Origin of the sequence: Microtetraspora sp. NBRC 16547, assembly GCF_030268965.1 — a bacterium.
Classification (GTDB): Bacteria; Actinomycetota; Actinomycetes; order Streptosporangiales; family Streptosporangiaceae; genus Microtetraspora.
On record NZ_BSSE01000014.1, the window covers coordinates 46,716 to 71,479 of the forward strand.

The window sequence follows — 24,764 nt, forward strand, 5'->3', positions numbered from 1 at the left end:
TCGACAAGGCCCGCGAGGCCTGGGAGCTGCTTAGTTGCCCGCGCTCTGGTAGTGCCGGAGCTGGTGCCGCCAGACCTGGTACGCGAGGGCGAACAGCGCGACGCCCAGCAGCGGGCTCCCGTACGCCACCAGCGCGGGCACGTTCAGCGCTCCGGTCTTGTCCAGCAGCACGCTCGCCGGAACGTACGCCACGAAGGCCACGGGCAGCACGAACGTCAGCACCCACTGGGTGGCGCCGCCGAAGACGCTCATGGGGTAGGACCCGAACCTGCTGAACAGGTCGTCCACGAACGTCCACAACGCGAACCCGTTCAACGTGCGCAGCGACATCGATGCCAGCACCAGGGCGAAGGACGCCTCCACGAGCGCGCCGCCCACGACCGCCGCCAGACAGAAGGCGATCATTGCCGGGCTCAGGGGCGGCGCCGCGATGACCAGGAGGACGAGGCCCGCCAGCAGGTCGCCCAGTTGTCCCACGCCCAACCGCCTGGCGATGATCTGGACCAGCGGGTTGAGCGGGCGCAGCAGCACCCGGTCCAGTTCTCCCTCGCGTACCAGGAACTCCAGGCCGAAAAGGCTGCTGAACGGGAGCACGTAGAACGCGTGGGCGGTCAGGCGCAGCCCGTACAGGAAGGCGACCTCCTTCAGGCTCCACCCGGCCAAGGACGGGAAGGTGTGCATGACCACCCAGACGAAGGCGAAGCCGCTGCCCTGGTAGGCCACCCCGGTGGCGATGCCGATCACCGTGTTGAGCCGGTACTGCAACGCCCCGCGCATGGAGGCGCGCTGCAGCCGCCAGTACAGGCGCAGCGTGCGCGCGATCTCAGCCACCGTTGATCACCACCCTGCGGTGCGCCCTTCGCCATACCGCCCACAGCAGCGCCGCCAGCGCGGCGATCCACGCGACCTCGACGGCGACCGCCCGGCCGACCTGCCCGCCCGAGAGGTGACCGACGTAGACGGCCGCCGGGACGTACCCCATGTACTTGAACGGCAGCGCCTCCGCCAGGACGCCCAGCGCCCCCGGGAAGAACGACAGCGGCACCATCGTCCCGGCGAAGAAGTGGCTGACCAGCCGGTACAGCAGCGAGATCGCCCCGGTCTCCAGCGTCCAGAAGCCGATCACGCAGATGAGCAGCGACATCATCACCGAGATGACGTAGCCGAGCGAGAGGGTGGCCACGTAGCCGAGCGGCTGCGCGGTGGGGGTGATCGTGCCGACCAGCAGGACCACGGGTACGGCCGGCGCGAGCATCAGCAAGCCGCCGAAGGTGTGCCCGACCTGGAAGGCGGCCATCTGGGACAGGTAGCCGGTCGGCCTGGACAGGTCGAAGAACACCATGCCGGTACGGATCCGGAAGTGGGCGATCCTCGGGATGACCGGGGTGGTCGCGAACGCCTGGAGGTTGGCCAGGCTCAGGTAGGCGAGCAGGGCATCGAGGGTGAGTCCCCGGGCCTGTCCCGAGCCGCCGTACACCGCGGTCCACACCATGCGCAGCAGGAACACCTGGGCGATCAGCGCCAGCACCGTCATGATCACATCACTGCGGTAGGCGAGCTGGAAGCGCAGGCCAATGCGGGCCATCCCGGCCAGCGGCCGGATCATCGCATGCTCTCGGCGTAGATCTGCTTGATCACGCTTTCCAGGTCGGGCTCCTCGATGGACAGGTCGCGGATGGCGTGCTCGGCGGCCACCTGGGCGATCAGCTCGGGGACCGACGTGCCGCCGGCGATCTCGAAGGTGCGGGTCTCGCCGTCGGCCAGCTCGACCACCAGCCTCCGGGGCGGAGCGTAGGCGGTGACGAGATCGTCGATGCCGCCGTCGTACAGCACCCGGCCCTTGTCGATGAGGATGATGCGCCTGCACAGCGCCTCCACGTCGGCCAGGTCGTGCGTGGTCAGCACGACCGTGGTGCGGCCGGCCCTGTTGGTGTCGACGATGAACTCCCGCACCGCCTGCTTGGCCAGGACGTCGAGGCCGACGGTGGGTTCGTCGAGGTACAGGATCGGCGGGTCGTACAGCATCGCCGCCGCCAGGTCGCCGCGCATCCGCTGGCCGAGGCTCAGCTGGCGGACAGGCGTGTCCAGGAAGTCGTCCAGGCCGAGCAGATCGCACATGCGGCGCAGCGATCCGGTGAAACGGGCAGCGGGCACGTCGTACAGATCGCCGACCAGGCGCAGGGAGTCGATCAGCGGCAGGTCCCACCACAGCTGGCTGCGCTGGCCGAAGACCACGCCGACGGCCCTGGCGTTGGCCTCCCTGTCCCGCCACGGCACCCTGCCGTCCACCTCGATCCGCCCGCTGGTGGGGGTGAGGATGCCGGTCAGCATCTTCACGGTGGTGGACTTGCCGGCGCCGTTGGGGCCGAGATAGCCCACGATCTCGCCCTCGGGGATCTCGAAGCTGACGCCGTCGACGGCGACCCGTTCGTCATATCGGCGGGTCACGAGGGTGCGGAGGGCTCCGAAAGGGCCGGAAAAGGCGTGCGGGCGGCGGAAGACCTTCGTCAGCGACTCGACCCTGATCATGACGACATCCTTCACGTTGAGGATGTCGCGCGACAACTATTTTCTTGGCGGGTCAGGTGTCCGCGGGGGAGATCCGCATCTCCAGGACCTGGCCGGGCCACTCGCCGACCGTGAAGGTGTCGGTCCGGGAGAAACCCATGCTCTCGTAGTACTTCACGAGCTTGCCGTCGTCACCTGCGTAGCAGTCGACCCGCAGCAGGCCCACCCCGCGCCTGGCCGCCTCCTCGCGCGCCCACCCGAGCAGCGCGGCGCCCACCTTCTGGCCGGAGAACCGCTTGTCGATCACGAGGCCGTGCACGTACAGCTCCGGCTCCACCGGCGGAGGCACGTACGGCATGGCTGCGCCCACCACAACGCAGCCGGCCGGTTCGCCGTCGATCTCGGCGATCCGCATGCCGCCTTCCGACGCCCAGCGGGTGATGCTCTCGATCCTCGCCGGATCGGTGGAGAACGGCGCGCTGCCCCACTGGCCGGTGCGCCCCCGCTCGGTCAGCCACGCCACCGCGCTGTCGAACATGCCGAGCACGGCCTGGACGTCCGCGAGGCCACCCTGCCTGATCATCACCGGGCGATCCTAGCAGCGGCCCGGCGAATGCCCCCGGAGTACTGGATGCCGGATAAATCGGAAGAAACAGTCACAGTTCGGCTGTCTCAGGCACTGTCCGCCGCCCCACGTCAGCAGGGCCAGGTCAGCCGGTCCAGCGGCGTGGAACCGCCCGGGCTGAGCGGCGACCTGAGGGACATCGGGACCTGCGACATGAACCGGGGCCGGGTCCCACGATGCCGCTGGGCCGCGTGCACGAGGAAGGGATGGCAGATGTAGGCGTCTCCCGGCGACCCCGTGGCGAGCGCCTCCGGCCGGTGCGCGGTCGCCGCGTCCAGGATCGGCCCGGAGTCGAAGAACGGCAGGCCGCCCTCGCCGTACGGCTCCAGCACCCGTGCCACGTCCCGGTGGGAGCCGACCCGGATGCGGGTGGGCGCATCGTCCGGACCCACCTCGGAGAACAGGAGCAGGAGGAGGAAGGTGTGCGACCGTCCGGTGACGACGCCCCAGGCCCCGTCCGGCCCCGGGATGTTCTGGTCGATGTGCCAGCCGGTGTCACCGGAGTCCTCCGGATGAGGGAATCTGATCGGCATCATCCCGACCACCGGGCGCGGCACCCATCGGTCCTTCCCGGCGACCAGGTCCAGCGCGGCGGCGAGCCGCGGGCCGTGCATGACCTCACCCAATGCGCCGTCCCAGCTGGGCTCCAGCCACACCACAGGCCGGGTCCACTCCTGCGGCCGGTCCGGTGACAGACCCAGCCGTTCCCAGATCAAGGCTCCCGCACGCTCGCCCGTCTCGCGCGGGAAGGCCTCCTCGATCTTGAGGAACCCGTCGGTGGAGAACCGCTCGATGGCGGTGTCATCGAAGTCCGTCACGCGACGGACCATAGACGCCGCCGGACGGCGAGGTCGACCGGTTTTCCCTCCGGCTCCGCCCGGCGGCCCGGAGCGAAACCGGCGGCGGCCCACCGGTGCGGTGGTTGACTGTCGGCGTGGACGGGAGGGCCGAGACCCGTCGCGCGACGGCATCGGCTTTCAACTCAGGCGGGTAGTCGCCGAGCCGCGCCCACACAGCTCCCTCAGTCGGAGACGAAGAAGCGACGGCCGGTGGCCGTCCCGAGTGCTGACCGCTTAGCCAGGTCGATCCCCATCTCCGACAGCCTCACCAGGTGAATCAGCCGCTGCTCTTCCCAGTCCGCCAGCCGCCGGGCGGGAAGGTCGTGACCGGGTGTCCATCCGCGCATGGCCGCGGCGAGGCCGGCCGCATCACCGAACGCCTTGGAGGTCCCGGAGGCGGTGTGCGGCCGGACCGTGCCAGCGGCGTCGCCGATCAGAGCCGCATGGTCGGCGACCATCCGAAACGGACGAAGGTCGAAGACAGGCTGCATGAAGACCTCACCGTGGCGCACGAGCTCCGCGAACGGCGGCGGAAGCGACGCCTCAGCCGTGACGGCAAGCTCCGCAGCAACGTCGGGAAGCATCTCCCCAGGCGGCAGGAAAGTCGTGAACGACTTTCCAGATCGGCTCGTGAGCAGCCGTGGAAGCTCACCCTCGGGCACGTTCATGTACCACACCCAGTTGACACGCCTGGAGCCTTCCACCAGCTCACCATCGGCCCCCGGGACCAGATAACACAGCATCTGCAGGCCGTCCGCGCCGAAGAACGTGAACCGGCCCGCCAGCAGGTCCAGAAGGCCACCGGGCAGGGCCGACTCCGGTTCCAGCCCTCGCCAGGCCACATACCCGGCGTACGCGGGACGCGCGGCGGAATCGAGCAGCCGCCGCGTGGCCGAACCGATCCCGTCCGCGCCCACCAGGAAATTGCCCTGAGCCGTGTAGCCGTCAGCGAACTCGGCCGTGACATCGGAGCCTTCCACCCGGACCCGCCTAAGGGCACTGTCCAAGCGGTAACAGACACCGGCGAGGGGTTCCCGCAACGCCCGGTAGAGAGTGTCCCAGGCCGTCATCAACTGCGGGGCCTCATACCGGTCGGGACTGCCGTGGATGTGGAGCTGCTGGCGCTCACGCAGTTCGACGCTCACCGACTGCGCAGATTTGCCCAGTCTCACCAGCAGCGCCTCCACCTCGGGCTGCATGACGATGCCCGCACCACGAGCCTGCATCCTGCCCGCCGATCGTTCGTACACGACGGGTTCAGCACCGACGGCTCGTAACTCGTGGGCCGCTGCCAGGCCCCCGACCGACCCACCGATGATCAGAGCCTTGAACGCTTCTCTCAGATGCATAGACGCTCTCCGAACATGGCAGTTCCTATACCCGCCCGAGACGGCGTATGTGGGCCGGCAAAGCTTTGAAGATCGCAGCTTCTGGGCGACCTGCGGTACCGGGACGCCGTTGGTTCGGAGGCTGCGGGCGTAGGCGGCCATGTCATCGTCGACGGCCTGGGGGTTGCAGGATCTCCATGTGGTGCTCATCACGGCTTTCCACGTGAGGCGGACTCTGCTGCAGCGCGCATGATCGCTCGGCGGATGGGTTCGTAGCCGGTGCACCGGCAGATGTTGGACTCGACCAGGCCGTCTATGCGTTCTGAGTCATCGGCGATCGTGGGGTCGGCCTCCAGGGCGCCTGCCGCCACCATCAAGAAGCCCGGTGTGCAGAAACCGCACTGGAGGGCGTGCTCGGCGGAGAACGCCCGCTGGAGCGGATGTGGCTCGCCATCAGGCGAGGACAGCCCCTCAACGGTGCGTACCGACCTGCCGTCGCACTGAACGGCCAGCATGAGGCACGCGCGGACGGCCTCGCCGTCCACCAGCACCGTGCAGGCCCCGCAGACGCCGTGCTCGCAACCGAGGTGCGTACCGGTGAGTCGGCAGTCTTCCCGCAACACGTCGGCGAGGATGCGCCGGGGTTCGACGTCGAGTGAGTGCTGTTCGCCGTTGACAGTGAGCTTGATCTTCACAGGCGGCCTCCCGTGGCCCCGTTGCCGGCTTGCACCTGGTAGTCCGTCGCTGCTTGACGCAGCGTCCTGCCGACCAGCACGGCGATGGCATTTCGCCGATACTCCGGGTCGGCGTACGGCTCTGCCAGGGGCGCGGCATCCTGCTCCGCAGCGATCCGTCCCGCGCGGATGAAGGGGTGGCCGTCGGGCAGCCGGTAGCCGGTGCCGGGCGAGCCGACCTCGGCGCCGACCAGCGCCTGCTCGGCGGCTCGTGCCCGCACCGGCCGGTCAGCGCAGTTGACCAGCCCGATCCGCGCCTGCTCGATCACTCCGTCGTGTACGGCCAGTGCCGTGGCCACGGCCACCTGGGCGAAGCAGAAGTGCGTCCGGCGGTGCTCGATGAAGCCGACTCCGGTGTTGTCACCAAGCAGCGGGAATCGCACCGAGGTGATGAGCTCGTCCCGTGCGCGCGCTGTCTGGAGCGCGCCGCGGAAGTAGTCATGGACCGCGATCTCACGGGCCCTGTCGGCACTGCGCACCTCTATGGCGGCGTCGAGCGCGAGGGCGATGGCGCACCACTCCGACGCCGGATGAGCCCAGGCGAGGCTGCCCACCATCGTGCCACGGGCGCGGATCGGCGGATGGGCGATGTTGACGACGGCGAGGGCGAAGAGCCTGCCGAGCGGACCGGGAACGGCCTGAGGGGACTCGAAGACGCCGTGGCGGACCAGGGCGCCGACGCGCACGGCGCCGTTGTCCAGATTCAGGTGGTCGAGCCCCGCCACACGGTTGATGTCGACCACCAGATCAGGGCGGATCCGTTGCAGGTGCATCTCCAGGATCAGGCTCTGCCCGCCGGCCAGGACGCGGACGTCGCGCTCGGTGTCGCCGAGGGCGTCCAGGGTCTCGTGCACTGTGTGCGGTGCGACGTAGTCGAAGGTTGCGGGTTTCACCGGGCCTCCTCGTATTTCGGGGCACGGGCCGCCCGCCAGACGACGTCCGGGGTGAGCGGCATCTGCAGCAGGCCGGGGTCGGCCGGCTGGAGCGCGTCGGCCACGGCGTTGACGATCGCCGCAGGCGTGCCGATGCAGCCCGACTCCCCGGCCCCTTTCGCTCCCAGCGGCGTGCTGGGGGTCGGTGTGCGGGTGTCCTTGACCTCGATGGGCGGGATCTCGGCGGCCGTCGGCAGTAGATAGTCGAGCAGGCCATTGGCCAGCTGCGGCACGCCGTCGTCGCCGTAGGGGATGCCCTCGTACAGGGCCTGGCCGATCCCCTGGACGGCCGATCCGAACGCCTGCCCGCGCACCACCGCCGGATTGAGCACAACTCCGCAGTCATCGACCACCACCAGTTGCAAGACACGAACGGTGCCGAGTTCCGGATCGACCTCGACGACGGCGGCGTGGGCGCCGAACGGGAAGCCCATGCCTGACTCGAACCGGTCGTCGACGCGCAGCGGTCCGGTGTCCTTGACCAGTTCCGCCAACCCGATGGCTGCCGAGCCGTCCCGGAGGGGGCGGAGGGAGCCGGCAGACCACTCCACCTCCTCCACCGGCATCCCCCACAGCTCCGCCGCCCGCTCGCGCGCCCGGTCGATGAGCAGGGCACAGGCATGACACAGGGCCGCCCCGTCCACCTGCGCCGAACGGCTGGCAAAAGAGCCCAGGCCCTCGGGCTGCGCGTCGGTGTCCCCCTCGACCAGCCGCACCCGGTCCTCCTCGACGCCGAGGGCCTGGGCGACCAGCGCGGGGAAGGTCGTCTCGTGGCTCTGCCCGCTGGGCGCGGCGCCGCACCGGGCGGTGATCGTGCCGTCCTCGTGCGCTTCGACGCCGGCGAACTCGTGCAACCCGCCCGGTTCCCCGCCGGAACGCTCCACATAGCAGGACAGGCCGATGCCCAGCGGCAGTGCGTCCGGATTCTCTCTGCGCCGTTCCTGCTCATCCCGCCACGTGCCGTAGCCGATGGTCTCCAAGGCCAGGTCAAGGGCGGTCGAGTAGTCACCGCTGTCGTAGCAGCGGCCCGTGGGGGTCTGGTACGGGAAACTCCCGGCAGGGATGAAGTTGCGCCGCCGCAGTTCCGCCGGATCCATCCCGAGCCTGCGGGCCAGCAGGTCCATCGACCGCTCCAGCGCGATCGTCGCCTCCGGCCGGCCAGCGCCGCGATACGGGTAAGTCACCATCGTGTTGGTCAGCACCGAACGTACGGTGGCGTGGACCTTGGGCGTGGTGTAAGGGCCGGTGGCCATCCAGGCCGTCTGCATGGGCAGGCCGACCCCTAGATGGGGGTAAGCTCCCACGTCGGCGTCGATCTGCAGCTCATAGGCGAGCAGGTGCCCGTCGGCGTCGGCGGCGAGCCGGACCCGCTGGTCCTGGCCCCGCCCGCGAGTGGCGGCCGTCATGGACTCCAGACGGTCCTCGATCCAGCGAACCGGCCGTCCGAGTGTCACCGCGAGGTAGACCACCGTGACGAACTCCGGGAACGCCGCGCTCTTGGAACCGAACGCGCCCCCGGTGTCGGGCACCACCACGCGGATCCGGTCCACCGGCAGATCCAGCAGCGCCGCCAGTTCACGCCGCAGCCGATGGGGCATCTGGTGCCCCGACCACACGCTCAGCCGACCGTCCTCCTCCGGGACGGCGAGGATGGTCCGACACTCCATCGGCGTCGGCATCAGGAGTTGCTGACGGTAGCGAGCCTCGACCACGGCGGCCGCCCCCTGCCAAACCGACTCATCGATCGGCTGTCCTGCCTCACCCGTGAACGCCGTGTTGCTCAGGCCATCGAACAGGGCAATCGAGTCGTTGGCCGCCCGGGAAGGCGTGACCACTGCCGGTAGCGGGTCGATCCGAACAACGACCTCGGCGGCCCCGTCCTCGGCCCGGTAGCGATCTTCTCCTACAACGACCGCGACGGCCTCTCCCGCGTACCGCACGCGCTCTTTCGCCAGCGCCGGCCATTCACGTCCGGTGACCGCCTCTTCATTGGACAGCCTCGCGAGCAGCGTGTGCGGCACCGGCGGCAGGTCCTGCAGCCGCGCGGCCGCGTGCGTACAGGTGGGCAGCCCGGACAGATCCGCCGCTGACCAGGCCCCGATCACGCCGGGCACCTCCCGGGCAGCCGCGCAGTCCACTTCACGCACGATGCCGTGGGCGACGGTACTTCTGACAAACGCCGCATCCAAGCAACCCGGCACCACCAAATCCGCGACGTACCGGCCATGGCCGGTGAGCAGCCGCCTGTCCTCGCGTCTGGTCCACTGCTCCATGTCATGCTCCACTGTTCGGTGAAGAACGTCGCAGTATGAATGCGGTCGGCACTCCGGCGGGCTCTCCTCACCCGCGCCGTGATGGAGCCCTGGGGGCTGCGCAGAGGTCTAGGGATCGCTCCGACCCAACACGGCCGCCAGTCCCTCTCTCGACGGCACGTGATCGGCAGCGAAGTGGATTCGTCCCGTCAATATAGGTCTTCAGATGGCGGCACCGAGGCTGGCTCCGTCTCTGCTGGGAGTCAGCGTTGATTATCGCTTTGGCAGGGGAAACACGAACCCGGGCATGCTGTTGGTCCACGAAGGATCCAAGACCCCGGGCGGCGCGGATCAGATCGTCTCGGCCAAGTCCGGGAACGAGCCCGGCGGCCCGGAGCGACACCGGCGGCGGCCCACCGGTGCGGTGGTTGACTGTCGGCGTGGACGGGAGGGCCGAGACCCGTCTCATGACATCTTCTCTCGTGGATGCGATGAAGAGTACGGATATCGCGCCGCGATTACTAGGCCACGCGGGTGTTCATGCTGGAATGTGCGAAGGTATGGTGATTGTTCGTGACGACGTTTCGGATCAGCGAGGCCGCCGCTCTGCTCGGTGTCAGCGCTGACACCGTCCGCCGATGGGTGGACGCCGGTCGGCTCACCGCCCAGCGAGACGAGTACGGCCACCGCCGGGTGGACGGCGCGGATCTGGCCGCGTTCGCGCGCGCGCAGATCGAGGCCGAGAGCGACTCCGGTCACTCCTCCGCGCGCAACCGCTTCCGCGGCATCGTGACCGAGGTGATCAAGGACTCGGTGATGGCCCAGGTGGAGATCGCCGCCGGGCCATACCGGGTGGTGTCGCTGATGAGCCGCCAGGCCGCCGACGAGCTGGGCCTCGAACCGGGGGTGGTGGCGGTCGCCGTGATCAAGTCCACCAACGTCGTCGTGGAGATCCCCGACCAGACCCGCCCGGTGAGTCAATAAGGAGCCCCCCGTTGTCAAGCCGTCTGTTCCGTTGGGCCGTCGCGGCCCCCCTCGCGCTCGCCCTCGCCGCCGGCCTCACCGGCTGCGGTTCGAGCACCCCGGCGACCTCCGCGTCCACCTCCTCCGGGGGTACGGCCAAGACGGTGACGGTGTTCGCCGCAGCCTCGCTGACCGGCACGTTCACCGAGCTCGGCAAGGCCTTCGAGGCCGCCCACCCGGGCACGACGGTGAGGTTCAACTTCGGCTCCAGCGCCACGCTGGCCCAGCAGATCACCCAGGCCGCACCGGCCGACGTGTTCGCCGCGGCCAGCCCGGCCACGATGAAGACCGTCACCGACGCGTCCCTGGCCGGCGCACCCACCACGTTCGTGCGCAACAAGCTGGAAATCGCCGTCCCGGCAGACAACGCGGCCAAGGTGGACGAGCTGAAGGACCTGACCGATCCCAAGATCAAGGTCGCTCTCTGCGCCGAGCAGGTGCCGTGCGGCGCTGCGGCCGTCAAGGCGCTGGACGCGGCCGGGCTGAAGGTCACCCCGGTCACCCTGGAACAGGACGTCAAGGCCACGCTGACCAAGGTCGAGCTGGGCGAGGTCGACGCCGCCCTGGTCTACAAGACCGACGTGATCGCCGCCGGGGACAAGGTCCAGGGCATCCCCTTCCCCGAGGCCGACAAGGCGATCAACGACTACCCGATCGCGGTGCTGTCCAATGCGCCCGCCGGTGACCTGGCCAAGCAGTTCGTCGACCTCGTGCTCTCACCGCAGGGCAAGGACGTGCTGACCAAGGCCGGGTTCGAGGCCCCCTGAGCGGTATGACCGCGTCCACCACACCGACCGCTCGGGGCGATGTCCGCCGCCCCGAGCGATCCGGCGTGTCCGGCCGCGTGCCGTGGGTGCTGGTAGTGCCTGCCGTGATCGGCATGGCCTTCCTGGTGCTGCCCCTCGCCGGGCTGTTGGTGCGCGCCCCCTGGTCCACGCTCACGCAGCGGCTGGCCGAACCCCAGGTGCTCGAAGCCCTGCGGCTGTCGCTGGTCACCGCCACCGCGGCCACGGCCGTGTGCCTGCTTCTCGGCGTGCCGCTGGCCTGGCTGCTGGCGCGCGTCGCCTTCCCCGGCCGCCGCCTGGTGCGCGCGCTGGTCACCGTCCCGCTGGTGCTGCCCCCCGTGGTGGGCGGCGTAGCGCTGCTGCTGGTGCTCGGCCGGCGCGGCCTGATCGGCCAGTGGCTCGACAGCGCCTTCGGTGTCACGTTGCCCTTCACCACCACCGGCGTCGTCATCGCCGAGGCGTTCGTGGCGATGCCGTTCCTCGTCATCAGCGTCGAAGGCGCACTGCGCGCCGCCGACCAGCGCTTCGAGGAGGCCGCCGCCACCTTGGGCGCATCGCGCTGGACCGTCTTCCGGCGCGTCACGCTGCCCCTCATCGCCCCCGGCGTCGTGGCCGGGGCCGTCCTGTGCTGGGCTCGCGCGCTGGGCGAGTTCGGGGCCACCATCACCTTCGCCGGCAACTTCCCCGGCCGGACCCAGACCATGCCGTTGGCGGTCTACCTGGCCCTGGAAACCGAACCCGAGGCGGCCATCGTGCTCAGTCTCGTGCTGCTCGCCGTCTCCGTGATCATCCTGGCCTGCCTGCGCGACAGGTGGGTGAACAGTCCATGACCCCGCCGACGGCGCTTGACGCTCGCCTGGTCGTCACCCGGCCCGGCTTCGCACTCGACCTCGAACTCCAGGTCGCCGCCGGTGAGGTCGTCGCGCTGCTCGGGCCCAACGGCGCGGGCAAGACCACCGCCCTGCGCGCCCTGGCCGGGCTGTCCCCGCTGTCGGACGGGGGCCGCATCACCCTCGACGGCCGGTCCGTGCACGGCCTGGCCGCCGAAAGCCGTCCCGTCGGCATGGTCTTCCAGGACTACCTGCTCTTTCCTCACCTGTCCGCCCTGGACAACGTCGCGTTCGGGCCTCGCTGCCACGGCGCCACGAAGGCCGAGGCCCGCCGTACGGCCGCCACGTGGTTGGGCCGCGTCGGCCTGGCCGAGCACGCCGGTGCCAAACCTCGGCAGCTGTCCGGCGGCCAGGCCCAACGCGTCGCCCTGGCCAGAGCGCTCGCCGTACGGCCTCGGCTGCTGTTGTTGGACGAGCCGCTGGCCGCGCTGGACGCCCACACCAGGCTGGAGATCCGCTCCCAGTTGCGCCGTCACCTGGCCGAGTTCGACGGGGCCACCGTCCTTGTCACCCATGATCCGCTCGACGCCATGGTCCTGGCCGACCGGCTGGTCGTCATCGAGAACGGCTCCGTCGTCCAGCAGGGCACGCCGGGTGAGGTGGGACGCCGCCCGCGCACCGACTACGTCGCCCGCCTGGTCGGGCTCAACCTCTATCGGGGCCACGCCTGCGACCAGCAGGTGAAGGTCGAGGACGTGCTGTTCAGCGTCGCCGAGCACCTCGACGGGCCCGCCTTCGTCGCCTTCTCACCCGCCGCCGTCGCGCTGTACCGCTCACGCCCCGACGGCAGCCCGCGCAACCTGTGGCAGGCCGGGATCGAGGGCATCGAACGCCACGGGGACAACATCCGCATCCACCTCGCCGGGCCGATCAGCGCCTTCGCCGACGTCACTCCGGCCGCCGTCGCCGATCTGGAGCTGGCCCCTGGCCAGCGGATCTGGGCCTCGGTCAAAGCCACCGAAACCCACGCCTACCCGGCCTGACCCGTGCGCCGCTGGTGTCGATGTGCGCCTGTCGGCAGGAGAGGTAACAAACCGGGAGATCGCTGAATAATTCCTGCCATGTCGAATCACGGTATGAGGCGAATCATGATGGCGGGATGCCTGGCCACTGCGATGCTCACGGGATGCGGAGCGATTCAGAACATGCTCACCGACACCACGGTGATCACCGCGAGCCGGCCTTTCCAGGGGTCGCCCGCGGAGAACTTCGCCGACGGAGCGGACGGCATCGTCATTCCCGAGGCGGGGGACGTGGGGAACTTCTCGGCCAAGGATGTCAAAGATGCCTTCCAGATGAGCAAGCGGCTGCTGGAGGCGGCCCACCTTGACCAGCAGACGTTGCTCGGCGGGAAACCCGACGCCTTCGCGAACCTGCTGGACCCCGAGCAGCGGACGTACTTCCTGGAGAACCTGGACAGCACGGACGCGAAGAAGAACACCCGGGGCTGGGTGACCAGCTTCGCCCCCGGCTCGGCCGAACTCGTCGGCCCGGCCATCAAGGTCCAGAGCACGATGTCCGCCGAGAGTGGGAAGGACGAGCAGGGCCGGTCCGAACTGTGGGTGAACTACACGATCAGGCTGGTCTACGCGGTTCGTCCCGCGGGCAAGGAGATCCCCATCATCCGCGTGATGGCCTTCGTCAAGGCCCGGCATGAGTACTGGCGGGACGAACCGGGCGACCCGCTGCGCCACTGGGACGGCCCGAGCACCGACACGTGGACGGCGGGCACGGAATGCGGCTCGAAGGACAGGTTCGTGCACCCTGAGTTCGTCCGCGAATACAACAGCATCGGCCAGACTGACGCCTACGACGACAACGCGCCCGCCCTCAAGGAGGGAGAGTGCGGGTCGGTCGCGGAGATCTGATCAGTGCCCGGAGTCGTCGGCACCGAGGGCGGCGCGGTGAGCATTTATCAGGATCTGTGAACCAGGAGCGGTCGGCTACCGACAGGTGAACCGGCTTGAGTCTCCAGTAAGGGGAGACGCGAGGGTGAGGGCATGGACGGCGACACGCTCTACTCGATCGGCGATCTGGCTCGGCGGACCGGTCTGACAGTCAAGGCCATCCGGTTCTACTCCGATCGCGGGATCGTGCCGCCGACTGACCGCAGCCCGGCCGGCTACCGCCGCTACGGCATCGACGCCGTCGCACGCCTGGACCTCGTGCGGACGCTGCGCGACCTGGGCCTGGATCTCCCCACGATCCGGAAGGTCGTGGACCAGGAGATCTCGCTGCCCGAGGTCGCCGCGGCGCACGCCGAAGCGCTGGCGGTGCAGATCCGAACGCTGCGCCTGCGGCGCGCGGTGCTTACGGCGGTGGCCAGGCGCGGGTCCACCCCTGAGGAGATGGATTTCATGCACAAGCTCGCCAGGCTCTCCGAGGACGAACGCCGACGGTTGATCGACGACTTCCTCGACACCGCCTTCGGCGGCCTGGACGTCGACCACGGATTCGCGGCGACCAGGCGCTCGATGACCCCCGAGCTGCCCGACGACCCCGAGGCCGAGCAGGTCGAGGCGTGGGTGGAGTTGGCCGAACTGTCTCAGGACCCGGGTTTCCGCGCTCTCATGCGCCGCATGGCCGAGCAGCACGCGGACGATCATGCTCGCGGAGATGCCATGGGCCTGCGGCGCGACTCCACCGCAGCGGTCCGTGACCAGGTCGGCCCGGCCCTGGAAGCGGGGATCACTCCGGCCTCGCCCCAGGCCGATCAGGTCGTCGCGGCGGTCATGGCCGAGTACGCGCATGTCCTGGGCCGCCCCGACGACGTCGACCTTCGGCGTCAGCTGTTGTCCCGGCTGGAGACAGCCAACGACCCTCGCAGGGAGGCGTACCTTCAACTGCTCGCAGTGATCAACGGCTGGCCGGCCCCGGAAAGCCTGGCACCGGCCCTCGACTGGTTCATCCGGGCCTTGCGTGCCCGGATACCGGGGTAGCGAGAACAAGGGCCGTCGCTCCCGCGAGTACTCCTGCGGGACGACGGCCCGACTACCGGTCGACCGTGACGCACATCATGCGTCATGGGCCGAGGGCATACTCGGCTACCACCTCCAGTGGCGGAAGTGATGCCCGCCCCAGTTCCAGTTGCGGTGGTGGTGCCAACCCCAGCCCCCGTGCCAGTGGCGGTGCCAGCCACCGTGCCAGCCACGGTGGCAATGCCAGCAAGGCCAGTTCGTGGCCGATGTCGGCGTCGCCGTGGTGGACGTGGGAGCGGGCAACGTCGTGACGACCGTGGCCATGGTTCCCGCGTTCGCCGGTTGCACGGGCATCGTCACGGGAGCGACGAGAGCGGAGGCCGCCATCACCCCTGCCGCGAAAGCGTGCTTCAGCATGAGTGATCACCCCGTGTCGTGATGGATTCGGTTGCCAGGATGGCCTGGCTACGGAGCGTCGATTCGGTCTGCGGAAGACGCCGAAACGGCGTGCTCATCAATTCCACGCTAGACACCGGTGCTCGCGACGGTAACCCCTGAGAGGCAAAAGCTTCGATCCGGCCGATTGCCCGTCAGGCGTCGACCTCGCACCGTGATGCCCCAATCCTGAGTCAGCTTCTCGGCAGGCGAACAGTCTGGCCGAGCACGGGCGCGACCGCCGGCCGCGTGCGTGGACGGCGGTCGCGCCTGCCGGCCGGAGTCACGCGCCTGCGGCGGGTCTGGCGGGTGGCAGATCGAACTCGTCGTTGCGCATGCGCAACAGGGCGATGGAGGCGCCGGTGAAGCCGACGGCGGTGATCACCAGGCCGATGCCTGACGCGACGTGACCGGGCATGAACGGATGCGTGAACCCGCCCGCCGCGAGGACGATGCCCATCCAGGCCGGCGCCGCGCCGCTGCGCCATAGCGCGAGGCCGAGCAGCAGCAGGCCGATGACGATGCCCAGGATGAACAGCAGGCCCGCCGCCAGCTGCGCGGGGTCGTCCTCCAAGGCGTTCTGGATCTTCGCCATGGTCGCCACGTCGAAGTCTCTCGTCACCGTGAGGTACGCGAGGTCGTCGCCGCCGCGGATCAGGGGGAAGCCGGCCAGATCGCCGAGCAGCGCGAGGAGCGCACCCGCCGTGGTGAGCCGGGGAGCGCCGCGACGGGCCACCCAGGCCACAGCGAAGGTGGCCGGGATCAGTCCGACCAGGAACGGCAGCATGAACCATCGAAGCGTGCCGACCAGTTGTTCATGCGCTGCGTACGCCGCGACCGTGGCCTCGAACGACTGGCCACCGTCGACGGGGCTGAAGATGTAGTGAATGCCCATGCCAAGCATGGGGATCGGTGCGATGACGGCGAGCAGGATGCGCCAAAAGCCGCGCACGTCCCGGAGCGGCTTGGGTGGGGCGGTGGCGGTGCGGGAACCGGTGTCCGGCCGCATGATGTCCTCCTGGAAGGTTTGGTGGATGCCCGGTCGTGTCCGAGAGTGGTCGCGGTGTACTCCCGCCGTCGTGGGCGTGGTCTCCCAAAGTCGGTCCTGGTACTCCCGGCGGATCTGGGGGTGCACTCCTATGGCCGGTGGGAGTGGCGGGACCCGATGATGAGTCCATGGCTGTCAGGCGAGCCGGCCCGGTCGCGGTACTCACCCTCACGGTCGTCGTGGTCGCGGCGGCGTGGGTGTCCTGGTTCCTCGGCGGGCTCACCTTCGCCGACGCGGCCGATGACTCGTACCTGCTGACCAACAGCGCCCAGGCGTTGACCTTCACCGCGTTCGGTGTGCTGGTGCTGGCGCACCGGCCTGGGCACCGCATCGGGCTGCTGTTCGTGGCGTACGGCGCCTGCTACACGATGAGCGTGGCCTGCCTGGGGCTGCTCTCCGGCGTGGTCAGGCTGCCGGCGGGGTGGGAGCGGGCGGTGGAGCTGTTCGGTATCACCGTGTGGATCCCGGCACCCGCCGTCTGCCTTCCGCTGATCATCCAGCTGTTCCCGGATGGGACGCCGCTGTCCCGGCGTTGGCGGCCACTGGCCGTCGCGACCCTCGCGGTCCTGCCGCTCACGTCGACCTTGACCCTGCCCGTGGCGGCTGGGGTGATCGAGGGTGAGCCGACCGCGGGCTACGGCCCGATGCTGCCCGCCGTGGTGGGCGAAGTCGCCCAGAGGCTGATGCCGGTGTTCGTCGGTGCCGACGCGCTGGTGCTGCTGGCCGGCCTCGTCGTGCTCGGCCTGCGCACCCGCCGGTCGCGCGGGGTGCAGCGGCTGCAGCTGATGTGGCTGTTGTGGGCGGTGGGACTGTTCGTGACGCTCAACGTGCAGCGGATCGTCACCGCCGACGGGCCGGTGCTGTTCCTGCTGACCCTGCCGCTCATCCCGGCCGCGGCCACGGTGGCGATCCTGCGCCACCAGTTGTACGACATCGAGCTGATTGTCAACCGGTCGCTGGTGTACGGGGTGCTCACGCTCGGCGTTGTCGCGGCGTACCTGGGCATCGTCGCGGCGCTCTCCGCGCTGGCGCAGGATCGGCTGTCGGCCAAACCCGTCATCGCGACCGCGGTCATCGCGCTCGCCTTCGCACCCGCCCGCTCCGCTGTCCAGTCCTTTGTGGACAGGGTCATGTACGGGCAGCGCCGCGACCCCGCCTCGGCCGCCGCCCGGGTTGGCCTGCGGCTCGGTACCGGCCTGGACGGGGTGCTGCGGGCCGTGTGCGAGGCGCTGCGGCTGCCGTACGCCGCGGTCAGCTCCGACGGCCGGCTGGTGGCCACGTACGGCCAGCCCCCACCGCTACGACACACCGTGTCGCTGGAAGTGGCCGACGGGTCGCCCGCCGACCTGCTCGTCGGGCTGCGCACCGGCGAGAACCGGCTGTCCGGCGCCGACCGGCGCGCCCTCAACCTGCTGGCCGCCCCGATCGGCCTGGCCCTGCAGGAGGTACGCCTGTCCGAGCGACTGGGCGAGTCCCGCAAGCGCATCGTGGCCGCCCGAGAGGAGGAACGCCGACGGCTGCGCCGCGACCTGCACGACGGCCTCGGCACCGTGCTCACCGCGGTGACCCTCAAGGCCGACGCCGCCCACAACCTGCGCGACACCGATCCGCAGCGGAGTGGGCAACTCCTGCTCGACCTGCGCGCCGACCTGACCACCGCGATCGCCGACATCCGCCGCCTCGTCTACGACCTGCGCCCGCCCGACCTCGACGAGCTCGGACTTGTCGGTGCCCTGCGCCAGCGCGCCCAGCAGTTCTGGCGCCGCGAGCACGCCGAGTTCGTGGTGACCGTCGACGTCCCGGAGGACCTGCCGCCGCTGGCCGCCGCGGTGGAGGTGGCCGCGTACCGCATCGCCACCGAGGCGGTCACGAACGCGCTGCGTCACGGCGAGGCCACGGCGTGCCGGGTCTCGCTGCGTGCCGATCACGCCCTGCACGTGGAGGTGAGCGACAACAGCACCAATGGCGCCGGCGCCTGGCCGCACGGCGTGGGCCTGCGCTCCATGCACGAGCGGGCCGCCGAATTGGGCGGTACGCTCACCGCCGGCCCGACCGACCGCGGGGGCCGCGTCCACGCCCAGCTACCACTGGAGCAGTCATGACCGCCGTGGAACCGATCCGGATCGTCGTCGTCGATGACCACCCGCTGATGCGAGAGGGACTGCGCGCCCTGGTCGCGTCGCTGCCCGACATCGAGGTGGTGGGCGAGGCCTGCGACGGCGACGCCGCCCGCCGCGAGGTCCAACTCACCCACCCCGACGTCGTGGTCATGGACCTGCACATGCCGGGCACCAACGGCGTGGATGCCACCAGGGCCATCGTGCGTGCCGCACCCGCCACCCGGGTGCTCGTGCTCACAATGTTCGAGGACGACGAGTCGGTATTCGCCGCGATGCGCGCCGGCGCCTCCGGGTACCTGGTCAAGGGCGCTCAGCAGGAGGAGATCATACGGGCGGTCCGCTCGGTCGCGGTCGGCCAGGCCATCTTCGGCCCGAGCGTGGCCCGCCGGATCATCGACTTCTTCGCCGGCGGCGCGCCCTTCGCGCCGACCGCGGAACCTTTCCCCGAGCTCACCGCTCGCGAACGGGAGGTCCTCGACCTCATCGCAGCCGGCCGGTCCAACTCGGCGATCGCCCGGCAGCTGGTCATCAGCGGAAAGACGGTCAGTAACCACATCTCCGCCATCTTCGCCAAGCTGGCAGTCGCCGACCGTGCCGAGGTCATCGTCCGCGCCCGCCAAGCCGGCCTCGGCACCAATTCCTGAGATTCCCGGGCACGATCACGCCAGGTCCATCTCCCGCTCCCGACCGATCTTCATGCCGCGCCGCCACGATGATGAGTGCCCCGGAGATCGTCCCGGCGAAGAACGGGGACGGCACAAGAAGGACGCCGCCCAGCACACACCACGCCGCGAGGCCCCAGCCGATTCCGGCGGGCACAGCCACCCCGCGTCCGGCGAGATGCCATGTCAGGCAGCCCAGGAGGATCAAAGGCACGGCGAAGCTTCCCGGCGCGGCCCAGAAGGCGAACTTGTTCCGAAGGGACTCCACCGTCTGCACGGTGCCCTCCGTGGACAGGAGCGGGACGGCCGCCCACATCCCCCGATCAACCCAGCCGGTGATGTCCTTCCAGGCGACGAGCGCCGCCAAGGACAGGTGCCCCGCTCCCAGCACGAGCATGATCCCGCTCGCCCAGCGGAGCATCCGCTTTCTGGCGTTCACAGTGACGTCCCTTCGTCGTGCTCGGCCTCCACGTGGTCGTGGTCGCGGACGAGCCAGGCTCGCTCCCATCGCCGGGTCAGGGCCGGGTAGACGATGAGGTACCGGAAAGGCGCGATGGCGGCCATGTAGAGCCGGCCGAACAGCCCGTTGGGCTTGACGAGGACGGCCATCCGCAGCTCGTAGTCGCCGTTCGCGCCTTGAACCCAGCCGAGATGCATCAGGGTGTGCGCGGTCGTGTTCGCCAGCTCGCGAACGGACTCCGTGTCGAGCTCGTAGACCGCTTTGAGGGGCATGGCCTTGTTGTCCGGACCGCGGGGAGCGTCCCGGATGTCGCCGGGCAGGCGGTCGCGGAGCGAGGTGACCCGCGCGCCGATGCCCGCTGACGGCCTGTCCCACCCGAGGAGGGCGCCGATCTTCCACCGGAGGGCGAACAAGAACCGCGCCGGCCAGGGTTGCTGCGCGAGCCCGCCGGCGGCTCGCATCGCCGCGAGCATCGCGGGGAAGTCGTCAGGCCCGGCTCCGGGCGTGCGGAACGACCACACATCCTCGATCGCGAAGTCACTCGTGAATTCGTGGATACGCCACGGGTGGGAGGTGTACGCCGTCTTCGGTAGCCTCACGAGAGCGCCCTTTCGGCCATCATGGCCAACAGCGTCATCTGGTCCAGATCGGGTGTGGCGGCGGGGTCGAGCTCGCGGTAGCGGCGGTGGAGGTTGACCACGATCCGCTCGGCGTCCAGCCAGGTGGCGTACTCATCCAGGTCCACCGCCTCGATCGCCTCGGAGAAGGACAGGCCGCGGGCGTGGGCGGCGTCCGCCTGCTCGACCACGTGGGTGAGGTAGCCGCGCACCGCGCGGATCCCATCGGGGTCGGTGACCGGGCCGTGGCCGGGGACGATCGTTTCGGCGCCGGTGGCGATCATCTTGTCGCAGGCGGCGATCCAGTTGGCGATCGGGCCGCCCCACACGATCGGGGTGCAGCCGACGAACAGCAGGTCGCCCGCGAAGAGCACGCCCGCGTCAGGCACGTACACGACGGAGTCGGCGCCGGTGTGGGCGGGGCCGAGGTTCATCACGCGCACCTCGCGGCCGCCGATGTCCAGCGTGAGCTCCCTGTCATAGGTCAGGTCGGGCAGCCGCAGGCGGATGCCGCTGAAGTCGAAGGCGCCGAAGCGTTCGCGGAAGTAGGGGGTCGCCGGGCCGATGTCCACGACCTGGGTGGCGGTCAGCATCTCAGGGGGCATCTCATGCCGCATCTCCGTGCAGGTGGCCTCCGCGGCGATGATCTGGATGTACTCGCCCAGCAGCTGGTTGCCGTGGGTGTGGTCGCCGTTGGAGTGGGTGATGACGGCGTGGGTGAGCGCGTGCCGATCGGTGATCGCACGCATGGCGCCGAGCATCTCGGCGGTCAGCGGCAGGTCGAACAGGGTGTCGACCAGGAGGGAGGCACCCTCGCCCTCGACCAGTCCCGCGTTACTCCAGCCGTACCCGCCGTCGGGCAGCAACCAGGCCCACACGCCCGCGCCGACCTCGTGCAGGCCGCGGGTGTAGGGCAGCTTCGACGGGGCGCGGTTGACGCGCGGGCGCGGAGGTCGCCGGTCGGGGTTGTGCCGGGGCGCCAGCGGATACGGCGCGGCGGACGCGCGTACGGTCTGGCGGGTTCGGCCCAGCCCCTCGACCGTCAGCTCGACGACGTCGCCGTCCCGCAACCAGCCGGGGAACGCGGCCGGATCGGTGAGGGACAGGTGCTCGATGAGGCAGCAGCCAGGAATCGTGCCCGAGCCGAACACGTCACCGGGCACCAGGTCCACGCCGCGCGAGGCGTAGGAGGTGACCTCGCCGAAGCTCCAATCCATGGCGTCGGTACGGCCCGAGCCGATGATTCTGCCGTTGACGGTGGCCTCGACCCGCAGGGCGAGCCTGCCGTTCCGGCGGTGGGGCTCCAGTTCGTCCGGGGTGACCAGGAACGGGCCGAGCGTGGTCGCGCCGTCCTTGCCCTTGGCCTGGCCGATCGCCAGTGGCGTTTCGCGCAGTTGCAGGTCGCGTGCCGACCAGTCGTTGTAGATGGTGTAGCCGATGATGTGCTCTTCGGCCTGTTCCGGCGTGAGGTCCCGGCCGCCCGGTCCGATGACCGCGGCGATCTCCAGTTCGAAGTCGAACCAGGCGCTGCCGGGCGAGATCGTCACATCGTCGTACGGGCCGGCGATCGTCGAGGGGCAGGCGAAGTAGAAGGCCGGTATCTGGTACCAGGCGTCCTTGAGCGTGCGCGGCTGACCGGCGGCCTGCTGGCAGTTGCGCATGTGGTCCAGGAAGCACAGGCAGTCGCGGACCGAGGGCGGGCGCGGAATCGGCGCACGCAGCCTGGCCTCGGCCAGCGGAACCGTCTGCGCCGCAGACGCCAACGCCGCCTCTCCCGTCGCCCGCAGCTCCTCCGCGCCACGGCCGATGAGCTCGATCAAGCTGACGCCCGGCGCGACGGGATGGATCCGGTCCTCTCCGATCACCCCGACGCGGTCTCCGGTGCCCGTCGCGTAGGTCACCCAACGCATGGAGAACCCCCTTGTCTCTATGTTGGTTGACATAGGCTATACCAATCAGCATTTGCTCTGCCGTCGGGCATACCTGGTTTGATGGTTCGCATGGCCACGCGACGTATCCAGAGGACTGAGGAGAGCCGCCGGCTGCTGGTGACGGCCGCGGCCGAGCTCTTCGCCGAGAAGGGATACCGGCAGACGAGCTTCATCGACATCGCCGAGAGGGCCGGCATCAGCCGCGGCTCCATCCCCTGGCACTTCGGCAACAAACTGGGCCTGCTGGAAGCGGTACTCGACGACCAACTCCACGCCGTGCTGACCACTTTCGCCTCGCCCGCGGGGGAACGCTCCGGCGATCCGCTGGACCAGGTCATAGGCTTCATCCGCCTCCCTGTCGCGCGCTTGTTCATCACCCTGCTCGCCGAGGCCGTGGAGGTCGACTCGCCGATCCGCGAGCACTACGCGCGGCTTCATGCGGCCCTCCGGCAGGGGGTACAGGCCCGGATTCCGGCAGAGGCGCTGCCCGCGGGAACCACCCCGGAGGCGTTCACGGTCCTGCTGGTGGGGGCGGTCATCGGTGTCCACGCCCAGTGGCGGGTCGCTCCCGAGGCGGTGAACCTCGAGGCCGTTCACGCCACGATCCGCGCCCTGCTACCGGCGAGCCTGGAACAGGCCTGACGCCACGCCGCACCGACTCCCCGCCCCATACGGCGCCTTCTTCCGCGCACCCGTCCTGGGGCGGCATCTGCTGGTCGAGGGCGTTACGGTCGTCGCAGCTCGCCGGGATTGATACAGGTGATCTTCATGATTCCAATCATGGTCGGGAAGAAGATCCTTACCCAGCGATTAACCGGAAGGTCTATGACACGTGACACGTCAACCCGCTGCCTTGGTGCTCAGCGCGCTGCCGGCCGGGTTCGCGCTGGCCGCGCTCGCGGGATCATGGTCAGGCGAGGGTGAGCTGGCGGGCGGGGGAGCGGCGGCGGCGCCAGCGGCGGCTGTCCCGCCCGATGCCGTACGCCTCGGCGAGGCTGTGCACCTGCGCGGTGATCCGCCTGCGGTAGTCGGCGTCGGCGACGGGACTCCTGCCGTACAGGGCCTGGTAACGGGGGACGAGCCCGGGGTGCTCGCGCTCCAGCCATGCGAGGTACCACTCGCGGGTGCCCGAGGGGAGCCGCAGCACGATCGGTGTCACGCTCACCGCCCCGGCCTCCGCCGCCCTGCGGACGGTGGCGAGCAGATGGTCGGGGGAGTCGGTGATCAGAGGGAGGATCGGCGCCATCAGCACCCCGCACGGGATGCCCGCGTCGTTGAGCGCGGCGCACACCTCCAGGCGGCGCTGCGGGGTCGCGGCACCCGGCTCGACAGAGCGGCGCACCCGATCGTCGACGAACCCCACCGAGACCGCCGCGCGCACCGGGGCCACCTTCGCCGCCTCCCGCAGCAGATCCAGATCGCGCAGGATGAGCGGGCTCTTGGTCAGCACGGTGAACGGGTTTCCGGCGTCGGCGAGCGCCCGCAGGATGGGCGGCATCAGGCGGTAGACGTCCTCGACCGGCTGGTAACAGTCGCCGGCCACGCCGAGAGCGACCGGCGCGCCCTCCCATTTCGGCGCGGCGAGCTCGCGGCGCAGCCGGTCGGCCAGGCCGGTCTTCACCACGATCGTCGAGGCGAAGCCGGCGCCCGCGTCGAGACCGAGTCGGCGGTGGTCGCGCCGGGCCGCGCAGTACGCGCAGGCGCTCTCGCACCCCCGGTAGGGGCTCACGCTCCACTGGAACGGCAGCTCCGCTGCCTCCGGGACCCGCTCGACGGCGGTGCGCGCCCGCACCTCGTGACAGGTGACGCCGTCGAAGGCCCGGGTGACCGCCTGCCGCTCGATCCGCGGGCGCTCGATCGGCGGGGGCGCGGTCCCTGCGTCGAGGAGCGACTCCTGCACCGCATGCATGAGTTCCAGTAGAACACGCATTCGACCGGCGCGCCAAGGAAATCGGGCCACGGCTCGCGCATGGCCACATCGCGGCCGCCGCAGCCGCGCGTCGGCTGACTGTTCGCCGGATCCTGCGCCGGGGCCTCAGTCGACGAGCGGCCGGGTGCGAGCGCGCTTCAGCTCGGAGAATCCCTCGGTGCCCGCGGTCAGGAGCACGCCGTCCCACAGCCGCCCGGCCGCCTCGCCCCGCGGGGTCGGTGTCACTACCGGCCCGAAGAACGCGATCGTACGGCCGTCCGGTCCGGGCACGTGGACGGCAGGGGTGCCGAGGTCCTCACCGACCGGGTCCAGCCCCTGGTGGTGGCTGATCCGCAGCGCCTCGTCGTGATCGGTGCCGTCGGCCGCGTCGGCGAGTTCGGCGGGCAGGCCGATCTCGGTGAGCGCGGCGACGTACAGGTCACGGCCGACGGGCGCCTTCTCCAGGTGGGTCCGGGTGCCGAGGGCGGTGTAGAGGTCGCGCAGCACCTCGTTGCCGTACTTCTGCTCGGCCGCGACCGCCACCCGCACCGGGCCCCAGGCGTCCGCGAGCCACGCGCGGTACCACTCCTCGAGGTCGTCGCGGCCGTCGTTCAGCATCGCCAGGCTCATGACGTGGAAGCGCACCCGCACATCGCGCACCCGCTCGACTTCGAGCAGCCAGCGGGACGCGATCCAGGCCCATGGGCATTTCGGGTCGAACCCCACATGTCCGCGATCGTCACGTCGC

The 24,764-nt window shown here is 70.0% G+C and carries 25 protein-coding genes; 10 read left to right on the forward strand and 15 right to left on the reverse strand.

Annotation, left to right across the window (positions count from 1 at the left end; genetic code table 11):
- Positions 1–30: 30 nt before the first annotated feature.
- The 9 genes from QSK17_RS19750 to QSK17_RS19790 all read right to left on the reverse strand — a co-directional run bounded on the left by QSK17_RS19750 (position 31) and on the right by QSK17_RS19790 (position 9,239).
- The gene (locus QSK17_RS19750) at positions 31–831 is read right to left on the reverse strand and encodes an ABC transporter permease (RefSeq protein WP_285706387.1); all 801 of its coding nucleotides are present in this window, start codon (positions 829–831) and stop codon (positions 31–33) included.
- A complete protein-coding gene (locus QSK17_RS19755; protein ID WP_285706388.1) occupies positions 824–1,606 on the reverse strand; it encodes an ABC transporter permease in 783 nt (260 codons plus the stop codon). The genes QSK17_RS19750 and QSK17_RS19755 overlap by 8 nt, the downstream gene beginning before the upstream one ends.
- The gene (locus QSK17_RS19760; RefSeq protein WP_285706389.1) at positions 1,603–2,529 is read right to left on the reverse strand and encodes an ABC transporter ATP-binding protein; all 927 of its coding nucleotides are present in this window, start codon (positions 2,527–2,529) and stop codon (positions 1,603–1,605) included. Before QSK17_RS19760 ends, QSK17_RS19755 begins: the two co-directional genes overlap by 4 nt.
- A gap of 52 nt (positions 2,530–2,581) precedes the next feature.
- On the reverse strand, positions 2,582–3,091 hold the full coding sequence (locus QSK17_RS19765) for a GNAT family N-acetyltransferase (RefSeq protein WP_285706562.1): 510 nt from the start codon (positions 3,089–3,091) through the stop codon (positions 2,582–2,584).
- Between the two features lie 113 nt (positions 3,092–3,204).
- A complete protein-coding gene (locus tag QSK17_RS19770) occupies positions 3,205–3,951 on the reverse strand; it encodes a phytanoyl-CoA dioxygenase family protein (protein WP_285706391.1) in 747 nt (248 codons plus the stop codon).
- Positions 3,952–4,154: 203 nt separating this feature from the next.
- Positions 4,155–5,321, reverse strand: a complete 1,167-nt coding sequence (locus QSK17_RS19775) for an FAD binding domain-containing protein (protein ID WP_285706393.1) — start codon at positions 5,319–5,321, stop codon at positions 4,155–4,157.
- A 188-nt stretch (positions 5,322–5,509) separates the two neighbouring features.
- Positions 5,510–5,995, reverse strand: a complete 486-nt coding sequence (locus tag QSK17_RS19780) for a (2Fe-2S)-binding protein (RefSeq protein ID WP_285706394.1) — start codon at positions 5,993–5,995, stop codon at positions 5,510–5,512.
- Positions 5,992–6,927, reverse strand: coding sequence for an FAD binding domain-containing protein (locus tag QSK17_RS19785; protein WP_285706396.1), 936 nt, complete (start codon positions 6,925–6,927; stop codon positions 5,992–5,994). Before QSK17_RS19785 ends, QSK17_RS19780 begins: the two co-directional genes overlap by 4 nt.
- Complete coding sequence (locus QSK17_RS19790) at positions 6,924–9,239, reverse strand: xanthine dehydrogenase family protein molybdopterin-binding subunit (protein ID WP_285706397.1); 2,316 nt, start codon at positions 9,237–9,239, stop codon at positions 6,924–6,926. The genes QSK17_RS19785 and QSK17_RS19790 overlap by 4 nt, the downstream gene beginning before the upstream one ends.
- A gap of 552 nt (positions 9,240–9,791) precedes the next feature.
- Between QSK17_RS19790 and QSK17_RS19795 the strand changes: the two genes are divergently transcribed.
- The 7 genes from QSK17_RS19795 to QSK17_RS19825 all read left to right on the forward strand — a co-directional run bounded on the left by QSK17_RS19795 (position 9,792) and on the right by QSK17_RS19825 (position 15,273).
- Positions 9,792–10,202, forward strand: a complete 411-nt coding sequence (locus QSK17_RS19795; RefSeq protein WP_285706398.1) for a TOBE domain-containing protein — start codon at positions 9,792–9,794, stop codon at positions 10,200–10,202.
- Between the two features lie 11 nt (positions 10,203–10,213).
- The gene (gene modA / locus QSK17_RS19800; RefSeq protein WP_285706399.1) at positions 10,214–11,008 is read left to right on the forward strand and encodes a molybdate ABC transporter substrate-binding protein; all 795 of its coding nucleotides are present in this window, start codon (positions 10,214–10,216) and stop codon (positions 11,006–11,008) included.
- A gap of 5 nt (positions 11,009–11,013) precedes the next feature.
- On the forward strand, positions 11,014–11,856 hold the full coding sequence (gene modB / locus QSK17_RS19805; RefSeq protein WP_502889247.1) for a molybdate ABC transporter permease subunit: 843 nt from the start codon (positions 11,014–11,016) through the stop codon (positions 11,854–11,856).
- A complete protein-coding gene (locus QSK17_RS19810; protein ID WP_285706400.1) occupies positions 11,853–12,899 on the forward strand; it encodes an ABC transporter ATP-binding protein in 1,047 nt (348 codons plus the stop codon). Before modB ends, QSK17_RS19810 begins: the two co-directional genes overlap by 4 nt.
- A gap of 93 nt (positions 12,900–12,992) precedes the next feature.
- A complete protein-coding gene (locus QSK17_RS19815) occupies positions 12,993–13,784 on the forward strand; it encodes a hypothetical protein (RefSeq protein ID WP_285706401.1) in 792 nt (263 codons plus the stop codon).
- A 132-nt stretch (positions 13,785–13,916) separates the two neighbouring features.
- Positions 13,917–14,855, forward strand: a complete 939-nt coding sequence (locus QSK17_RS19820; protein WP_285706403.1) for a MerR family transcriptional regulator — start codon at positions 13,917–13,919, stop codon at positions 14,853–14,855.
- 238 nt (positions 14,856–15,093) lie between these two features.
- The gene (locus tag QSK17_RS19825; protein ID WP_285706404.1) at positions 15,094–15,273 is read left to right on the forward strand and encodes a hypothetical protein; all 180 of its coding nucleotides are present in this window, start codon (positions 15,094–15,096) and stop codon (positions 15,271–15,273) included.
- 279 nt (positions 15,274–15,552) lie between these two features.
- On the opposite strand, the gene QSK17_RS19830 is transcribed toward QSK17_RS19825, so the two are convergent.
- Positions 15,553–16,278, reverse strand: coding sequence for a hypothetical protein (locus tag QSK17_RS19830; protein ID WP_285706405.1), 726 nt, complete (start codon positions 16,276–16,278; stop codon positions 15,553–15,555).
- A gap of 167 nt (positions 16,279–16,445) precedes the next feature.
- On the opposite strand from QSK17_RS19830, the gene QSK17_RS19835 reads away from it, so the two are divergent.
- Positions 16,446–18,419, forward strand: coding sequence for a sensor histidine kinase (locus QSK17_RS19835; protein WP_285706406.1), 1,974 nt, complete (start codon positions 16,446–16,448; stop codon positions 18,417–18,419).
- Complete coding sequence (locus QSK17_RS19840; RefSeq protein WP_285706407.1) at positions 18,416–19,081, forward strand: response regulator; 666 nt, start codon at positions 18,416–18,418, stop codon at positions 19,079–19,081. Before QSK17_RS19835 ends, QSK17_RS19840 begins: the two co-directional genes overlap by 4 nt.
- On the opposite strand, the gene QSK17_RS19845 is transcribed toward QSK17_RS19840, so the two are convergent.
- Genes QSK17_RS19845 through QSK17_RS19855 form a run of 3 tightly spaced genes read right to left on the reverse strand, consistent with a single transcriptional unit; the run spans position 19,038 to position 22,086 of the window.
- Positions 19,038–19,538: a DUF6463 family protein gene (locus QSK17_RS19845; RefSeq protein ID WP_285706408.1), complete on the reverse strand. Its 501-nt coding sequence runs from the start codon at positions 19,536–19,538 to the stop codon at positions 19,038–19,040. The genes QSK17_RS19840 and QSK17_RS19845 overlap by 44 nt on opposite strands.
- Positions 19,535–20,158 carry a DUF2867 domain-containing protein gene (locus QSK17_RS19850; RefSeq protein ID WP_285706409.1) on the reverse strand — a complete coding sequence of 208 codons (624 nt, stop codon included), beginning with the start codon at positions 20,156–20,158 and terminating at the stop codon, positions 19,535–19,537. The genes QSK17_RS19845 and QSK17_RS19850 overlap by 4 nt, the downstream gene beginning before the upstream one ends.
- Complete coding sequence (locus QSK17_RS19855; RefSeq protein WP_285706410.1) at positions 20,155–22,086, reverse strand: fumarylacetoacetate hydrolase family protein; 1,932 nt, start codon at positions 22,084–22,086, stop codon at positions 20,155–20,157. The genes QSK17_RS19850 and QSK17_RS19855 overlap by 4 nt, the downstream gene beginning before the upstream one ends.
- Before the next feature lie 90 nt (positions 22,087–22,176).
- On the opposite strand from QSK17_RS19855, the gene QSK17_RS19860 reads away from it, so the two are divergent.
- Positions 22,177–22,749: a TetR family transcriptional regulator gene (locus QSK17_RS19860; protein ID WP_285706412.1), complete on the forward strand. Its 573-nt coding sequence runs from the start codon at positions 22,177–22,179 to the stop codon at positions 22,747–22,749.
- Positions 22,750–23,017: 268 nt separating this feature from the next.
- Here the strand turns inward: QSK17_RS19860 and QSK17_RS19865 are convergent, their stop codons facing one another.
- Both QSK17_RS19865 and QSK17_RS19870 read right to left on the reverse strand, forming a co-directional pair.
- Entirely contained in the window at positions 23,018–24,016 is a 999-nt protein-coding gene (locus QSK17_RS19865; protein WP_285706413.1) for a radical SAM protein, read from the reverse strand.
- Between the two features lie 126 nt (positions 24,017–24,142).
- The gene (locus QSK17_RS19870; RefSeq protein WP_352231817.1) at positions 24,143–24,742 is read right to left on the reverse strand and encodes a mycothiol-dependent nitroreductase Rv2466c family protein; all 600 of its coding nucleotides are present in this window, start codon (positions 24,740–24,742) and stop codon (positions 24,143–24,145) included.
- Positions 24,743–24,764 lie beyond the last annotated feature (22 nt).

Bases quoted from the DNA above. Each gene is read 5' to 3' on its own strand.
- QSK17_RS19755 (WP_285706388.1), bottom strand. From the start codon at position 1,606: ATGATCCGGCCGCTGGCCGGGATGGCCCGCATTGGCCTGCGCTTCCAG.
- QSK17_RS19760 (WP_285706389.1), bottom strand. From the start codon at position 2,529: ATGATCAGGGTCGAGTCGCTGACGAAGGTCTTCCGCCGCCCGCACGCC.
- QSK17_RS19765 (WP_285706562.1), bottom strand. From the start codon at position 3,091: ATGATCAGGCAGGGTGGCCTCGCGGACGTCCAGGCCGTGCTCGGCATG.
- QSK17_RS19775 (WP_285706393.1), bottom strand. From the start codon at position 5,321: ATGCATCTGAGAGAAGCGTTCAAGGCTCTGATCATCGGTGGGTCGGTC.
- QSK17_RS19790 (WP_285706397.1), bottom strand. From the start codon at position 9,239: ATGGAGCAGTGGACCAGACGCGAGGACAGGCGGCTGCTCACCGGCCAT.
- modB (WP_502889247.1), top strand. From the start codon at position 11,014: ATGACCGCGTCCACCACACCGACCGCTCGGGGCGATGTCCGCCGCCCC.
- QSK17_RS19810 (WP_285706400.1), top strand. From the start codon at position 11,853: ATGACCCCGCCGACGGCGCTTGACGCTCGCCTGGTCGTCACCCGGCCC.
- QSK17_RS19815 (WP_285706401.1), top strand. From the start codon at position 12,993: ATGAGGCGAATCATGATGGCGGGATGCCTGGCCACTGCGATGCTCACG.
- QSK17_RS19820 (WP_285706403.1), top strand. From the start codon at position 13,917: ATGGACGGCGACACGCTCTACTCGATCGGCGATCTGGCTCGGCGGACC.
- QSK17_RS19830 (WP_285706405.1), bottom strand. From the start codon at position 16,278: ATGCGGCCGGACACCGGTTCCCGCACCGCCACCGCCCCACCCAAGCCG.
- QSK17_RS19835 (WP_285706406.1), top strand. From the start codon at position 16,446: ATGGCTGTCAGGCGAGCCGGCCCGGTCGCGGTACTCACCCTCACGGTC.
- QSK17_RS19840 (WP_285706407.1), top strand. From the start codon at position 18,416: ATGACCGCCGTGGAACCGATCCGGATCGTCGTCGTCGATGACCACCCG.
- QSK17_RS19855 (WP_285706410.1), bottom strand. From the start codon at position 22,086: ATGCGTTGGGTGACCTACGCGACGGGCACCGGAGACCGCGTCGGGGTG.
- QSK17_RS19860 (WP_285706412.1), top strand. From the start codon at position 22,177: ATGGCCACGCGACGTATCCAGAGGACTGAGGAGAGCCGCCGGCTGCTG.
- QSK17_RS19865 (WP_285706413.1), bottom strand. From the start codon at position 24,016: ATGCATGCGGTGCAGGAGTCGCTCCTCGACGCAGGGACCGCGCCCCCG.